The sequence below is a fragment of the Tabrizicola sp. genome, from assembly GCF_022842145.1.
Lineage (GTDB): Bacteria > Pseudomonadota > Alphaproteobacteria > Rhodobacterales > Rhodobacteraceae > Tabrizicola.
In genome coordinates this window covers 334,527-348,709 of record NZ_JALHQD010000002.1, presented here as the reverse complement: position 1 = coordinate 348,709, position 14,183 = coordinate 334,527, and the positions used below count along the sequence as shown (strand labels likewise).

At 65.5% G+C, this 14,183-nt stretch carries 13 protein-coding genes; 7 read left to right on the top strand and 6 right to left on the bottom strand.

All coding sequences use genetic code 11. From position 1 onward, the window contains the following. Nucleotides 1-80 precede the first annotated feature (80 nt). From pssA to Q0C42_RS06780, 6 genes are all read right to left on the bottom strand, one after another. Nucleotides 81-833 carry a CDP-diacylglycerol--serine O-phosphatidyltransferase gene (gene pssA / locus Q0C42_RS06805; protein ID WP_295073822.1) on the bottom strand — a complete coding sequence of 251 codons (753 nt, stop codon included), beginning with the start codon at nt 831-833 and terminating at the stop codon, nt 81-83. A gap of 2 nt (nt 834-835) precedes the next feature. Continuing rightward, entirely contained in the window at nt 836-1,552 is a 717-nt protein-coding gene (locus tag Q0C42_RS06800; RefSeq protein ID WP_295073819.1) for a phosphatidylserine decarboxylase, read from the bottom strand. A gap of 63 nt (nt 1,553-1,615) precedes the next feature. Continuing rightward, complete coding sequence (gene rpoH, locus Q0C42_RS06795) at nt 1,616-2,512, bottom strand: RNA polymerase sigma factor RpoH (RefSeq protein ID WP_295073816.1); 897 nt, start codon at nt 2,510-2,512, stop codon at nt 1,616-1,618. 184 nt (nt 2,513-2,696) lie between these two features. Further along, nucleotides 2,697-4,670 carry a potassium transporter Kup gene (locus tag Q0C42_RS06790; RefSeq protein WP_295073814.1) on the bottom strand — a complete coding sequence of 658 codons (1,974 nt, stop codon included), beginning with the start codon at nt 4,668-4,670 and terminating at the stop codon, nt 2,697-2,699. A 338-nt stretch (nt 4,671-5,008) separates the two neighbouring features. Continuing rightward, complete coding sequence (locus tag Q0C42_RS06785) at nt 5,009-5,266, bottom strand: YjhX family toxin (RefSeq protein ID WP_295074332.1); 258 nt, start codon at nt 5,264-5,266, stop codon at nt 5,009-5,011. A gap of 309 nt (nt 5,267-5,575) precedes the next feature. Then, a complete protein-coding gene (locus tag Q0C42_RS06780; protein ID WP_295073811.1) occupies nt 5,576-6,640 on the bottom strand; it encodes an RluA family pseudouridine synthase in 1,065 nt (354 codons plus the stop codon). Between Q0C42_RS06780 and Q0C42_RS06775 the strand changes: the two genes are divergently transcribed. The 7 genes from Q0C42_RS06775 (at nt 6,639) to Q0C42_RS06745 (ending at nt 14,155) form a co-directional block, all read left to right on the top strand. Then, entirely contained in the window at nt 6,639-6,983 is a 345-nt protein-coding gene (locus Q0C42_RS06775) for a DUF6476 family protein (protein ID WP_295073810.1), read from the top strand. The two genes, Q0C42_RS06780 and Q0C42_RS06775, sit on opposite strands and share 2 nt — an antisense overlap. Nucleotides 6,984-7,044: 61 nt before the next feature. Then, complete coding sequence (locus tag Q0C42_RS06770) at nt 7,045-8,721, top strand: ATP-binding protein (protein ID WP_295073807.1); 1,677 nt, start codon at nt 7,045-7,047, stop codon at nt 8,719-8,721. A gap of 84 nt (nt 8,722-8,805) precedes the next feature. After that, nucleotides 8,806-10,254, top strand: a complete 1,449-nt coding sequence (locus tag Q0C42_RS06765; RefSeq protein ID WP_295073804.1) for an amidase — start codon at nt 8,806-8,808, stop codon at nt 10,252-10,254. A 76-nt stretch (nt 10,255-10,330) separates the two neighbouring features. Continuing rightward, nucleotides 10,331-11,395: an ABC transporter ATP-binding protein gene (locus tag Q0C42_RS06760; RefSeq protein WP_295074331.1), complete on the top strand. Its 1,065-nt coding sequence runs from the start codon at nt 10,331-10,333 to the stop codon at nt 11,393-11,395. After that, on the top strand, nt 11,395-12,309 hold the full coding sequence (locus tag Q0C42_RS06755; RefSeq protein ID WP_295073801.1) for an ABC transporter permease: 915 nt from the start codon (nt 11,395-11,397) through the stop codon (nt 12,307-12,309). The genes Q0C42_RS06760 and Q0C42_RS06755 overlap by 1 nt, the downstream gene beginning before the upstream one ends. Then, nucleotides 12,302-13,105 (top strand): ABC transporter permease, encoded by an 804-nt coding sequence (locus tag Q0C42_RS06750; RefSeq protein WP_295073798.1) that lies wholly within the window; start codon nt 12,302-12,304, stop codon nt 13,103-13,105. Before Q0C42_RS06755 ends, Q0C42_RS06750 begins: the two co-directional genes overlap by 8 nt. A gap of 21 nt (nt 13,106-13,126) precedes the next feature. After that, nucleotides 13,127-14,155: an extracellular solute-binding protein gene (locus Q0C42_RS06745; RefSeq protein WP_295073795.1), complete on the top strand. Its 1,029-nt coding sequence runs from the start codon at nt 13,127-13,129 to the stop codon at nt 14,153-14,155. The last annotated feature ends 28 nt before the right edge of the window (nt 14,156-14,183 follow it).

Genomic DNA, 14,183 nt, shown 5'->3' with positions numbered 1-14,183 from the left:
ATTCCCTTGACATTTCCGACAGTCGAAGACTGCCCGCCGCCTTGGGGATTGCAAGGGAAAGCCGCGACCCTTGCGGGAAATCAGCCGACCGGGGTTTTCCGCAGGCTGCGCAAGGCCAGCCAGAGGACACCAGCCAGATAGGCCAGGCACAGTGTAAGAAGCGTGGTCCAGGGATAGGTCAGCAGCGCGGCCACGATGACGACAGAGCCGACCAGCACATAGCGGGCGTAGTCGGTGGCAATCGTGATCCGCTTCAAGGACGGGGTGCGAACCTTGCTGATCATCAGCGCGCCGATCCCCACCATCCAGGCCGCGACCAGCACCGGCGGCAGATGCACCACCCGGTCGGTCGCAAAGGACAGGTACAGCGGCGACAGGACCAGCATGGCCCCGGCAGGCGACGGCACGCCGATGAAGACCGTCTTCTCGGCCGGTTCGCCGACCGTGTTCCTGCTTCCGACGTTGAACCGCGCCAGCCGCAGCATGCAGCACACCGCGTAGACCAGGACAGCGATCCAGCCAAGGCTCGTCTCGGGACGCAGTCCCCACATGTAGAGGATCAGCGCCGGAGTGACACCGAAGTTCACGAAGTCGCACAGCGAGTCGAGTTCCGCCCCGATGGCGCTTTCCGACTTCAGCATCCGCGCGAGCCGTCCGTCCAGCCCGTCCAGCGCCGCCGCGACCCCGATCAAGAGGACCGCAAGCGTGAAGTTTCCGGCGATGCCGTAGCGGATCGCCGTCAGGCCAGAGCAAAGCGCAAGGATCGACACGAAATTCGGCAGAAGCTTCAGCAGAAGAAGCTCACGCGGGGGGGCGGACGGCCTGCGGGCCATGCCTACTCCACCCGTGCGGCGCGGGCGGGCGCGTCCTGGCCGATGAAGGCGATGACGCTTTCGCCGGCGACCATCGTCTGGCCCAGCGCCACCTGAGGCTGCACGCCCTCGGGCAGGTAGACGTCAAGCCGGCTGCCAAAGCGGATCAGGCCGAAACGCTCGCCTGTGCGGACGCTGTCGCCCGGTTTCTTCCAGCACATGATCCGCCGCGCCACGAGGCCCGCGATCTGCACGACAGCGATCTTGCGACCATCCTGCATCTCGATCGCCAGCGCATTGCGCTCGTTTTCCTCGGACGCCTTGTCCAGCGAGGCGTTGAAGAACTTGCCCGGACGATAGGCGACCGCAGTGATGCGGCCCGCGATGGGGGCGCGGTTCACATGGCAGTTGAAGACCGACATGAAGACGCTGACCCGGACCAGCGCTTCGGGGCCCATCCCCAGCTCGGCCGGAGGCACCGCGCGTTCGATCAGGCTGACGACGCCGTCGGCAGGACTGACAAGCAGACCCGCGTTTTCCGGCACCGACCGCTTGGGGTCGCGGAAGAAGTAGTAGCACCAGACGGTCAGGCCCAGACCCAGCCAGCCCAGCGGTTCCCACAGCCAGTACAGGACCAGACTGACGGCCGCAAAGACCGGAACGAACTTCCACCCCTCGGGGTGCATCGGCTTGAGAAAGGTGTCGATCATGCGCATGGGCGTCCCTGTACCCTTCTGCACGCCCGCGGGCAAACGAAAAGGCCGCGACCCACGGTCACGGCCTTTGATCTTTCGGGCAGGCGGTTACGCCGGGATCACCATGCCCTTGCCCTTGGCCAGTTCGCGCATCTTGGCCTGCAGCTTTTCAAACGCCCGGACCTCGATCTGGCGGATGCGCTCGCGGCTGACGCCGTAGCTTTCCGACAGTTCCTCCAGCGTGACCGGGTCTTCCGACAACCGGCGCTGCATCAGGACGTCCTTCTCGCGGTCGTTCAACACCGACATCGCCTGCATCAGCAGCGCGCGGCGGGCGTCAAGCTCGTCCTTCTCCTCATAGGCCTCGGCCTGGTCGGAATCCTCGTCCTCCAGCCAATCCTGCCACTGGGTCGCACTTTCGCCGTCGCTGCCCACGGTCGCGTTCAGCGACGCGTCCGAGCCCGAGAGGCGCCGGTTCATGTCGATGACTTCGGTTTCCGTGACGTTCAGGTCGGTCGCGATGCGCGCAACGTTCTCTGGTCGCAGATCGCCCTCTTCCAGCGCGCCGACCTTCGCCTTGGCCTTGCGCAGGTTGAAGAACAGCTTCTTCTGTGCGGATGTGGTGCCCAGCTTCACCAGGCTCCAGGACCGCAGGATGTATTCCTGGATCGAGGCGCGGATCCACCACATGGCATAGGTCGCCAGCCGGAAGCCCTTTTCCGGGTCGAAGCGCTTGACCGCCTGCATCAGGCCGACGTTCGCCTCGCTGATGACCTCGGCCTGGGGCAGGCCGTAGCCCCGATAGCCCATCGCGATCTTCGCGGCGAGGCGCAGGTGACTGGTCACCATCTGGTGCGCGGCATTGGCGTCCTGGTGGTCGACCCAGCGCTTGGCCAGCATGTATTCCTGTTCAGGTTCCAGAAGCGGAAACTTCCGGATCTCCTGCAAGTACCGGTTCAAGCCCTGTTCGGGACTTGGCGCGGGTAAGTTCGTGTAGGTGCTCATCATTGCCCCCTATTCTGCCCGGTGCGTCAGCGCCCCCGGAAGTCGATAACCTAAAGTAACCGACACCCGCTTGCAAGGCCCATGTAGCACCCAACGTTCAACGGCAGGTGTGGGTCCCTCCGTCGCGCGCAAAGGAACATGTCAAGAGGTTCACAGTAATGTCAGAACGGCAGCCCCATTCGCCTCAGATCGCCACCCGTTCGCCCAGTTCGACCACCCGGTCGCGGGGCAGGTGGTAGAAGTCCGTCGGGTCCGCCGCGATCCGGGACAGGGCCACGTAAAGCCGGTCCATCACCAGCTCCCACCCCGACCCCGTCGCCACCGCCCGCCTGCGGCCCAGAAAGAAGGTCGATGCCATGACGTCAAACCGAAGCCCCGCCGCCCGCGCATGGGCCATCGCCCGGCTGACATTCGGCGTCTCCATGAATCCGAAGCGCAGGATGACGCGGATAAAGCAGCCCAGCGGTTCGACCGTCGCCCGTTCGTCCGCGGTGGCATAGGGCACGCGCAGCGTCTCGACCGTCAGAAGCACCGTCTGCTCGTGCAGCACCCGGTTGTGCTTAATGTTGTGCAGCAAGGCCGAGGGCACGATCCCCGGATCGCCGGTCAGAAAGAAGGCCGTGCCGGGGATCACATTGACGCTGGAATTCCGCATCATCCGGATGAAGCTCGTGACCGAGATCGCCAGCTTCCCCACCCGCGCCTTCACCGCCTGCGTTCCCCGCCACCAGGCCCACATCAGCATCGCCACCACCGCCGCGACCGCGACGGGGACATAGCCGCCGTCGAAGAATTTCAGCGCGTTCGAGGCAAAGAAGGTGCTCTCGACCAAAAGCACCGGAGACACGATCAGAACGCTCAGCACCAAGGGTATCTTCAGCGCCCGCCACAGAAGCAGCGCGCCAAGCGTGGTCTCCAGCACCATGCTGCCGGTGACCGATATGCCGTAAGCCGAGGCCAGAGCCGAGGACGACCCGAAGGACAGAACCAGCCACAACACCCCCCACAGCAAAAGCCAGTTCACCGCCCCGATGTAGATCTGCCCGCTTTGGCCCTCTGCCGTGTGCAGGATGCGCAGCCGGGGCAGGAAACCCAGCTGGATCGCTCCGCGCGCCATCGAAAACGCCCCGGTGATCACCGCCTGGCTGGCGATCACCGTCGCCACCGTGGCCAGCACCACAAGGGCGGGCAACAGGGCCTCGGGCGCCAGCGCAAAGAACGACTCCCCCGCCAGCTCCGGGTGCGCCAGCACCATCGCGCCCTGTCCGAGGTAGTTCAGCACCAGCGCCGGCAGCACCAGCGCAAACCAGGCCAGCATGATCGGCCGCCGCCCGAAATGCCCAAGATCCGCGTAAAGCGCCTCGCCCCCCGTCACCGCAAGGAAGATCGCGCCAAGGACGACGAAGGCCACGCCCGGATGATCGACCAGGAAATCCAGGCCCCAGACCGGGTTGAACGAGGCCAGCACCAGCGGCCCCTCGGCGATATGCGTCAGGCCAAGGCCGGCCAGGCTTAGAAACCACAGCACGCAGACCGGGCCGAACAGCCGCGCCATGCTGGCCGTCCCGCGCCGCTGCACCATGAACAGCGCGATCAGGATGCCCAAAGTGACCGGGATCACGTAGTCGGTCAGCGAAGGCAGCACCAGTTCCAACCCCTCGACCGCCGACAGGACCGAGATCGCGGGAGTGATCGCCGCATCCCCCGCAAAAAGCGCCGCTCCGCACAGCGCCAGCAGCAGGACCGGAACCGACCGTTTGCCCGCCGCCAGCCGCACCAGCGTGTATAGCGACAGGATACCCCCTTCGCCCCGATTGTCGGCCCGCAGAAGGAAGAAGACATACTTCACGGTCACGATCAGGATCAGCGTCCAGATCAGCAGCGACAGGATGCCCAGCACCTCGGCGGCACCCGGATCGCTGGCGCCGGTCGCCCGGATCGCCTCGCGGAAGGCATAGATCGGCGAAGTGCCGATATCGCCGTAGACCACCCCGATCGCGCCGATCGTCAGCGCCCCCAGGCCCTGTCGGTGGGTTTCGTCCCGGTGGATGTCGTCGGGAACGGCCTCGGCCTTCAGGTAGTCGGCGATGTCCAGTGCTTCTTCGTCGAACAGCGGCAAATCGGGTTGGACGTCCCGCGGAATCGGGTCGTGGATCATGGCTCACCCTTGGGTGTTGCTTGGACGGTGGATGGGAGGGGGTTGGGTGCATGTCCGGCATGTCGACATTTCGCCCATCGGGCAAAGGTCGGGTCCGGTTCCCCCCTGGCAGGAGGGGTGCGCTTTGGCTCCGATGCCGGTACCGACTCAGACGTCGGCCTGCGAAAGGGCTTACGCCGATAACGGCCGCGTGACAATGCTGCGCCTGCAAAGTGGCGGAGACTGGCCGCCATGCGTGGCCGGTCTCCGCCGTCGTCAGCTTTGCAAAATCCCCTCACCTCGCCCGTCCAGCAAGGGCACAGTGCCCGCCGCACAGGACGGTTGGAGGGTCACGCGGGCTATCCCTGATTGTCGAGTTGCGCCCGGACCGAGACCCGCCCCAACCGCGATATGCGGTAGGGTCCGCCGCTTTCCGAAGCGATCAGCCGTTTGCGTCGCAGGCGTCGGAAGACGTCCAGCGTGCAGTCAGCCAGGATGAAGCCGTCGCGGGTGATGCAAAGGATCTCGGCGATCTTGGTGCCGTTCCGCGAATGGTCGATGCGCCCGCCCAGGGCGAGAACGTGCAGCACGCGCTGCTCGGTCCGTGAGATGTTCATGTGGGGTAGTCCGAAATCTGTCGCCATGCCGGACCGGACGAAGGCCATTGCGCTTCGTCTGGTCGTTCATGCCATCCAATCGGCCCCGATCAGGGGGCGGATGACGTCAGCAGGTGGCTACAGTCTCGGACATAAAAAACGCACTCCTTGGGCCTTGAGGGGCCAGTGCCTTCAGAAAGATAGGGTCAGAAATGGGCCCGCGCAACCCCCAACAGGCGCGTGGGCAAAGCTTAACATAACGTTACCGCTTGCAGACAAGCCATTGAAAACATTCAGGGTACAAAACCCGCCACGCGCGGGCGCCACCACTTACCCCGCCCGCAGCGCGTCGATCAACGCCGCCATGTCGGCCGGCAGCGGCGAGGAGAACTCCAGCCGCTCACCGGTCACCGGGTGGTCGAAGCCCAGCGTCGCCGCGTGCAGCGCCTGCCTTGGGAAGGCGTTCCCAAGGTCGGCCCCCTTCCCCACCGCCGCGCCAAGCTTCCTGCGGCCCCCATAGGTCTGGTCGCCCAGAAGCACGTGTCCGGCATAGGCCAGGTGAACCCGGATCTGATGGGTGCGCCCGGTCTCCAGCCAGCAGTCGACCAGCGCCGCCTGCCCGGCGAACCCCTCGACCACGTGGGCGCGGGTGACGGCATGGCGACCCTGATCCCAGACCACGGCCTGCCGCTGCCGGTCGGTCTTGTGCCGCGCGAGGTGGGTCGCGATCCGCAGGATGCCGCCGGCCTCGAAGCTGATCCCGCGGAGGCCCCGCAGCCGCGGGTCGGTGCCCGAGGGAACCCCGTGGACTACCGCCAGGTAGTGCCGATTGACCGAGTGATCCTCGAACTGCCGGGCCAGCCCATGATGGGCCCGGTCCGACTTGGCGACGACCAGAAGGCCGGTGGTATCCTTGTCGATCCGGTGGACGATCCCCGGCCGCCTTTCGCCCCCGATCCCCGACAGCGTGTCGCCGCAATGGTGGAGCAGCGCGTTGACCAGCGTCCCCGACGGCGAACCCGGCGCAGGGTGAACGACCATCCCCGCGGGCTTGTCGATGACGATCAGGTCGGCATCCTCCCAGATGACGGTCAGGGGGATGTCCTCGGGCAGGGTTGCGACCTGAATCGCCGGGGCCAGCCGCAGGGTGTAGACCTCGCCCTCGGCCACCTTCGATTTGGGGTCCATCACCGCCACCCCGTCACGGCTGACCGCGCCCTCCGCGATCATCCGCATAAGCCGGGACCGCGACAGCGCCGCTTCCTCTGGCACCGCGGCCGCAAGGGCCTTATCTAGGCGGGCGGGAGCCTCGTCGCCGATAGTGACGACAAGCGACCCCCCGCCGTCACCGATGCCGACCCCGATATCGTCCTCGTCCCCGAAAGGCTCGTCCATGTCCGATCCTGACCGCTCTGCCGACATGCCCGACGCCCCCGATGTGGCCCTGCCGCCCAGCCTGCGGCTTCTGAAATGGCTGGTCATCCTGCTGACGCTGACGATGATCGGAGGCGTCATAACCGTCGTGACGCTGATTGTCACCCGCATGCCCCAGGCCTTCACCGCATCTGCCCCGAAGGTTCCCGCCGAACTTGCCCTGCCCGACGGGGCAACAGCCTCTGCCGTCACCTTCGGCAGCGGCTGGACCGCCGTCGTCACCACCGATCAGCGCATTCTGATCTTCGACAGGAACGGTGTGTTGCTGCAAGAGGTTACAATCACCCCCACCCCGGCCCCTTGACCGATGCTACAGCCATGAGGCTACTGTCAGGCCCAGGTTGCAACCCATTGGTGCATGCGTGATGGTCCGGCTCTCCTCGATGTCCAATGCCGACGGAGAGCGGCTGCAGGATGAGCTGGCGCGGCAGCATCGCATTCTTCGCGGCGAAGTGGTGCCCCGGCTGCTGCTTGTCGGTCTGGCCTACGCGATTTGCGCGCAATTCGTCTCCCCCTGGATTATGGTCGCGCTGTTCCTGGTCGAGGTGGTGGGAGAGGTGATCGCGCAACGGCTACTGCGCGGGCTTGATCCGCTGCAGTCGCCCCTGCGGTACCGGCTGTTCCTGCTGAGCATCGTTCCGATGGAGGCAGCGCTGATCTCGGCGGCGGGCTTGGTGTGGCTGCAGGATGATCCCTATGCGAAATCCATCGCGGTCGGGATTGTGATGGGGTCGCTTCTGCACCTCTGTTCGGTGCGCTCGATCCATCTGGCGCTGGGAATCGTCGGGATGGCGACGGTGGCGGTGGTGGTCCTGGCCTTCAACACCGCTCACTGGCTGAACGAGGGAAACCTGCCCGGACTGGCCGTGTCGACGTTGACGGCATTTTCCGCCATCGTCTATGCCGCGACGGCGATGGTCTCGAACCACAGGCTCCACCGCGCCGGGGCCGAGGCGGCTTCGGCCGCGAAGGCCGCAAACGTGGCGAAAGGCAGGTTTCTGGCCCAGATCAGCCATGAACTCCGCACTCCGCTGAACGCAGTGATCGGGCTGGTCGAGATCGAGGCGGCCAATGCCGCGGGGTTTTCGCGCCAGCGGTTGCGGACCGTGGCGACCTCGGCCCGCGACCTTGCGGTCATGCTGGACGATGCGGTGGATTACTCGGCCTTGACCGAGGGCCGGGTTGCGGTCACGCCCCGCCCGGTGGCGCTGCGGCCCGAACTCTCGGCAAGCCTGCTGGTCTTCGAGCTGCAGGCCCGCAATCAGGGACGCGAGTTGGCGGTCGGCATCGAGCGCGACGTCCCCCCGGTGGTGCTGATCGACAGCCAGCGCGTGCGGCAGTGTCTGGGCAACCTGATTGGCAATGCGCTGAAGCACAGCACGCGGGGGCCGGTGACGGTGACGGTGCGCCACCAGCGGGGCCGCCTGCAGATCGATGTGGCCGACCAGGGCAAGGGCATTCCCGCTGCCGTGCAGGAAAGGGTGTTCGAGCCGTTCTTCCGCGGATCGGGGGACACGCCGGGCGTCGGGCTTGGCCTGGCGATCAGCCGGGCGGTGGCGCGGCAGATGGGTGGCGACCTGGTGCTGGTCCCCGTGGCGCAGGGCACCACCTTCCGGCTGACCGTGTCCGCCCCCGAAGCCGAGGCGGCGCAAGTCACCCGCGGGGTCGCGGATTTCCGCGACCGGGTGATCCTTGTGGTCGACGACATCGCCACGAACCGGCTGGTTGCGGCGCAGTTGCTGGTGGCGGCGGGCGCGCGGGCGGTCGAGGCGGGCAGCGGTCCCGAGGCGCTGGCCAGGCTGGAGCAGGGCGGGATCGACGCGGTGCTTCTGGATCTGATGATGCCGGGAATGGATGGGCAGGAAACGCTGTTTCGCATCCGCGAGGCGCATGGCCGCAGGATTCCGGTGGTGGCCATGACGGCCGACGTCCTGTCGATCCGGCGCGACGACACTTTGCGCGAACGGCTGGACGGGTTCCTGCCAAAGCCGATCCTGCCCGAGACCTTGCGCGAGGTGCTGGCGCAGGTGTTCCGCGCCTGACGCATCCGGGCCACGGGTGTCGGTCCCGGACATGATCCGAAGCCCGCCGCGTTTCAGGCTGGGCGGATCAACACGGGGGTTCAAATGATCGGAGATCTGGGCGCGGCGGATGCCACCGCATTGGCCGCACTGGTGGCCGCGGGCGAGGTGACGCCCTCGGAACTGCTTGACGCGGCGCTTGCGGCGGTCGAGGAACGCAACCCGGCCCTGAACGCGGTGGTCCTGCTGCAGGAAGGCGTGGCGCGGAAGGCGATTGCAGAGGGTCTGCCGCAGGGGCCGTTTCGGGGGGTTCCCTTCCTGATCAAGGACCTGGGGGCCGAGGCGAAGGATTTTCCGTCCCACAACGGGTCGAGGCTTTTTGCGAACACCGTCTATGGCCAGGATTCCAGCATCTTCACCCGGATGAAGGCCACCGGCGTGGTCACCTTCGGCCGCACCACCTCGCCGGAGGGCGGGGTCGGGGCTGCGACCGAGGCGGCGGTCTACGGTGGCCCGACGCGGAACCCCTGGGGGCTGGAGCATACCTCGGGCGGGTCGTCCGGCGGGGCGGGGGCGGCGGTGGCGGCGGGGATCGTCGCCTTTGCGCATGGCTCCGACGGCGGCGGCTCGGTGCGGATTCCGGCCTCCAGTTGCGGGCTTTTCGGGTTCAAGCCGACCCGCGCGCGGTTGCCGGACGGGCCTTACGCCGGCGAAGGATGGGCCGGAATGGCGATCGACGGGTTTCTCACGCGGTCGGTGCGGGACACGGCGGTCATGCTGGATGCCTGCGAGGGGCCGGACCTCGGCGCGCCCTATGTCGCGCCGCCCTTGGGTCAGGGACATGCCGCCGTGATCTCGCGCCCGCCGCGGCGGCTGCGGGTGGGCCTTTGCGACACGACCTTCACCGGAGAGCCGATCCATCCCGAGGTGGCCGAGGCGGTGCGAGCGGCGGGGCGTGTTTTGGAAAGCCTGGGGCATATCGTGGAACCCGCGCGTCCCCGCGCGGATGTGCCGATGATGATGCGGGCCTGGACGGATATTGTCGGCGTCGGCACCGCCCTGTCGATCCGGTCGAAGCTGGGCGACCGGCCGCCGCGTCCGGACGAGGTCGAAGGCGTCGGGCGCGGGGCCTGGGCCTATGCACAGACCCTTCATCCGACGCGGTATCTGGAGGCTGTCGGGCAGATCCACACCTTCGGGCGGCAGATGGCGCGGTTCTTCCAGCCTGACGGTGGGCAGGGGCCGGACATCCTGCTGTCCGCGACCTTGGCAGAGCCCCCCGCAAAGGTCGGTCGCTTCAACCATGACACCGAGGATTACGTGGGCTACCGCGTTGGTCCGAATGGCATTTTCGCCTACTCCCCCTTCTGCGCGGTCTTCAACGCCTCGGGCCAGCCGGCGGCAAGCCTGCCTCTGGGCTGGTCGAAGGCGGGCCTGCCGATCGGAGTGCATCTGGCCGCGGCCTTTGGGCAGGATGAGCTGCTGATCGCGCTTTGCGCAGAAGTCGAGCGCGCAACCCCTTGGGCGGGGAAAAGATCGCCGATGGCGGGGTGACGGGAAGGAATCGCTTGTGGGGAAAGAATGTTTCCGCCCAATATGATCAAACTTACGGGGATGAATGGGGGTATCGGTGGCCGATGACGGGGTGATCTCGGCCCGCAATGTCGTGAAGGCATTCGGGCAAGGCGCGGGGACCGTCCGGGCGCTGGACGACGTTTCGGTGGACATCCGGCGGGGTGAGTTCTTCACGCTGCTTGGCCCCTCGGGCTGCGGCAAGACCACGCTTCTGCGCCTGATCGCCGGGTTCGAGATGCCGACCGAGGGCACGATCCTGCTGGACGGGACGGACATCACGACGCTGCCGCCAAACAAGCGGCCGGTGAACACGGTGTTCCAGTCCTACGCGCTTTTCCCCCACCTCACCGTGGCGCAGAACATCGCCTTCGGGCTTGAAATGCTTGGGAAACCCCGCTCCGAGGTGAAAGCCCGCACGGCACAGATGCTGGCTCTGGTGAAGCTGGAGTCGATGGCGGGCCGCAAGACCAGCCAGTTGTCCGGCGGCCAGCAGCAACGCGTGGCACTGGCCCGCGCGCTGGCGCCGCAGCCGAAGGTGCTGCTTCTGGACGAACCTCTCAGCGCCCTGGACCTGCAGCTGCGCAAGGAGATGCAGATCGAACTGAAGCGGCTGCAACTGGAAACCGGCATCACCTTCGTCTTCGTGACCCATGATCAGGAAGAAGCCCTTACCATGTCCGACCGCATCGCGGTCATGAGCGCGGGGCAGATCCAGCAGGTGGGCACCGCCAAGGACATCTACATTCACCCGAAGAACCGCTTTGTCGCCAGCTTCATTGGCGAGACGAACTTCCTGACCGGCACCGCCGAGGACGCGACCCTTCGCCTGACGTCCGGTGAGCGGATCGACGTGCCGGGCCTTCGGGCGGGCGGACAGGCCACGGTCAGCATCCGCCCCGAACAGCTGCGCCTGGGTCGGGCCGAGGACGGCGGCTTGCAGGCCCGCGTCAGGAACCTGGTCTACTTCGGGACCGATACGCATTGCCACCTGGCCTTGGGCGACGGAACCGAAGTCGTCGCAAGGTTGCAGAACCCCGCCTCCGGCGAGGCGGGTCTGGCAGAGGGACAGTTGGTGGGGATCACCTTCGCCAAGGATGCCGTGCAGCGGGTGGAAGACTGATGAGCCCCGCCGAGGACAACGCAGTCAGGACATCTGCCCGAAACGGCTGGCTGCTGTCGCTTCCGGCCTTGATCCTGCTGGCCTTCGCGGCCTCGGGTCCTCTGCTGATCGTCATCTGGTATTCGTTCCTGACCGCCAACGACACCGGCAACGTAATTCACGAATGGTCAGTCGAAGGATGGAAGGGGATCTTCCTCACCTACGACATCTTCGAGGAACGCTACGCGCTGGCCGATGCGCATCTGACGATCTTCTGGCGCTCGGTCTGGCTGTCGCTGACCACCACGGCCCTGACCTTCGCCATCGGCTTTCCCACCGCCTGGTTCATCGCCACGCGGCCACCGCAGCAGCGGGCCATGTGGCTGTTCCTGATCACCATTCCGTTCTGGACAAACCTCTTGATCCGGACCTTTGCCATCAACGAGGTGATCCGGAACGAGGGTCTTCTGAACACGCTGCTGATCTGGGTTGGGGCCATCGATACGCCCCTGCAGATCAACTACACCGAAACCGCCGTGCTGATCGGGATGACCTATGTCTACCTGCCGCTGATGGTCCTGCCGCTTTATGCCACCATCGAACGCTTCGACATGCGGCTTCTGGAGGCGTCCTATGACCTTTACGCCAGCCGCTGGGCGACGCTGCGCCGGGTGATCCTGCCGATCGTCAAGCCGGGGATCATCGCCGGCTCGATCCTGGTCTTCGTGCCCTCGCTGGGGGCCTATGTCACGCCGCGCATCCTGGGCGGCGGCAAGAACATGATGATCGGCAACTTCATCGAGCTGCAGTTCCTGCAGGGCAAGAACTGGCCGCTGGGCGCCGCCCTGTCGGTCGCGCTGCTGATCATCGTGATGGGGGCGCTGCTGGTCTATGTCCGGGTGGCGAACCGCGACCGGAGCCAGGGTCATGGCTGAGCGCGGGTTCCAGATCAGCCGCCTGCCCGGCGTTGCCACCGTGGCGATCGGGGCCTTTGTCATCCTGTATCTGCCCATCGTCACGCTGGTGATCTTCTCCTTCAACGCCTCGAACTCGGTCGCGACCTGGGGCGGCTTCTCGCTGCACTGGTATGGCGATGCCTGGGCCAACGACGACGTGAAGGCGGCCACCATGCGGTCGCTGATCATCGGCGTTTCGGCGGCCTTCCTGTCAACGATCCTGGCCACGCTGGCTGCATTGGGCACGACGCGGCGGCGGGCGTTCAAGGGCCAGACCTTCATCTATGTCGTGATCAACCAGCCGCTGATGGTGCCGGAAATCGTGACTGCCGTGGCGCTGATGATCTTCTTCGGGATCGTCAAGGTCGCGACCGGCTATCAGGGGCTGGGCTACCTGATCGCCGCGCACACGGCTTTCTGCCTGCCCTTCGCCTACCTGCCGATCCGGGCGCGGCTGGAAAGCATGGACCTCAGCCTCGAAACCGCAGCAGCCGATCTTTACGCGACACCCTGGCAGACCTTCCGCCGGGTGACGCTGCCTTTGCTGGCACCCGGGATCATGGCGGGCGCCATGCTCGCCTTCGTGATCAGCCTTGATGACGTGGTGATTACCGAGTTCGTAAAGTCAGGGGGGCAGGACACGCTGCCGACCTATATGCTGGGCCAGTTGCGTCGGTCCTTCACGCCTGAAGTCAATGCCATCTCGACCATGCTTCTGGGGGTGACGGTGGTCATGCTGACCGCCTTCTTCCTTCTGACGCGCAAGAAAGACTGAAACCTTACGGGGAGACGATTGATGAAATACCTGATGTCCGCGACCGCGATGGTCCTGGCCACGGCAACGCTTGCCGCGGCCGAGGGCGAATTGCAGCTTTACAACTGGGGCAACTACACCAGCCCGGAACTGCTGGACAAGTTCGAGAAAGAGACGGGGATCAAGGTCACCGTCACCGACTATGACAGCAACGACGTGGCCCTGGCCAAGGTCGAGGCGGGCGGCTCTGGCTTTGACCTCGTGGTGCCGTCGGCAAGCTATGTGCCGATCTGGGTCGAAAAGGGCCTGGTCCAGGAACTGGACCTGTCCAAACTGCCGAACCACAAGAACATCGCCCCGGAATGGACCGACGTGCCTTGGGATGCGGGCCGGAAATACTCGATCCCGTGGCAGTGGGGCACGACAGGAATGTCGGTCAATACCAAGGTCTATGGCGGCGACATCAACACTTCGGCTATTTTTCTTGATGTCCCGCCGGAATTGGTTGGCAAGATCAACGTCCAGCCAGAAATGATCGACGTAGTGTCTTTGGCAACCATGTATGTTGGTGGCGAACCCTGCAGCGAAGACGCTGAAATCATGAAGAAAGTCAGGGACGTTCTACTGGCGGCTAAACCGAACTGGATCTCCATGGACTATGGTGCGACCGAGCGCATGTCCAATGGCGACTGGGCTGCGTCCACAAACTGGAACGGCTCCAGTATGCGGATTAAGATCAATACCAACGGCGACGTGCAGTACGGCTATCCGAAGGAAGGCTACCCGATCTTCATGGACTCGGTGATGCTGCTGCAGGACGCGGCGAACGTCGAAGAAGCCTACAAGTTCATGGACTTCATCATGCTGCCCGAGAACGCGGCGATGATCTCGGCCTTTGCGCGCTATGCCAACGGCATCGCGGGGTCCGAAGCCTTCATGCCGGAAGACATGAAGACCGCGCCCGAGGTGGTGGTCCCGGAAGAGCACAAGGCTGCCGGCAAGTTCCTGCCCACCTGCCGCGGCAAGGGGTTGGAGTACATGACCGCGATCTGGACCGAGCTGCAGAAGTAAGCACCGGTTGATCCGAAAGACGCGGGGG

What these genes read in the sequence shown, in the direction of transcription:
- pssA (WP_295073822.1), bottom strand. Translation starts at nt 833, where the DNA reads ATGGCCCGCAGGCCGTCCGCCCCCCCGCGTGAGCTTCTTCTGCTGAAG.
- rpoH (WP_295073816.1), bottom strand. Translation starts at nt 2,512, where the DNA reads ATGAGCACCTACACGAACTTACCCGCGCCAAGTCCCGAACAGGGCTTG.
- Q0C42_RS06790 (WP_295073814.1), bottom strand. Translation starts at nt 4,670, where the DNA reads ATGATCCACGACCCGATTCCGCGGGACGTCCAACCCGATTTGCCGCTG.
- Q0C42_RS06785 (WP_295074332.1), bottom strand. Translation starts at nt 5,266, where the DNA reads ATGAACATCTCACGGACCGAGCAGCGCGTGCTGCACGTTCTCGCCCTG.
- Q0C42_RS06775 (WP_295073810.1), top strand. Translation starts at nt 6,639, where the DNA reads ATGTCCGATCCTGACCGCTCTGCCGACATGCCCGACGCCCCCGATGTG.
- Q0C42_RS06780 (WP_295073811.1), bottom strand. Translation starts at nt 6,640, where the DNA reads ATGGACGAGCCTTTCGGGGACGAGGACGATATCGGGGTCGGCATCGGT.
- Q0C42_RS06770 (WP_295073807.1), top strand. Translation starts at nt 7,045, where the DNA reads ATGGTCCGGCTCTCCTCGATGTCCAATGCCGACGGAGAGCGGCTGCAG.
- Q0C42_RS06765 (WP_295073804.1), top strand. Translation starts at nt 8,806, where the DNA reads ATGATCGGAGATCTGGGCGCGGCGGATGCCACCGCATTGGCCGCACTG.
- Q0C42_RS06755 (WP_295073801.1), top strand. Translation starts at nt 11,395, where the DNA reads ATGAGCCCCGCCGAGGACAACGCAGTCAGGACATCTGCCCGAAACGGC.
- Q0C42_RS06750 (WP_295073798.1), top strand. Translation starts at nt 12,302, where the DNA reads ATGGCTGAGCGCGGGTTCCAGATCAGCCGCCTGCCCGGCGTTGCCACC.
- Q0C42_RS06745 (WP_295073795.1), top strand. Translation starts at nt 13,127, where the DNA reads ATGAAATACCTGATGTCCGCGACCGCGATGGTCCTGGCCACGGCAACG.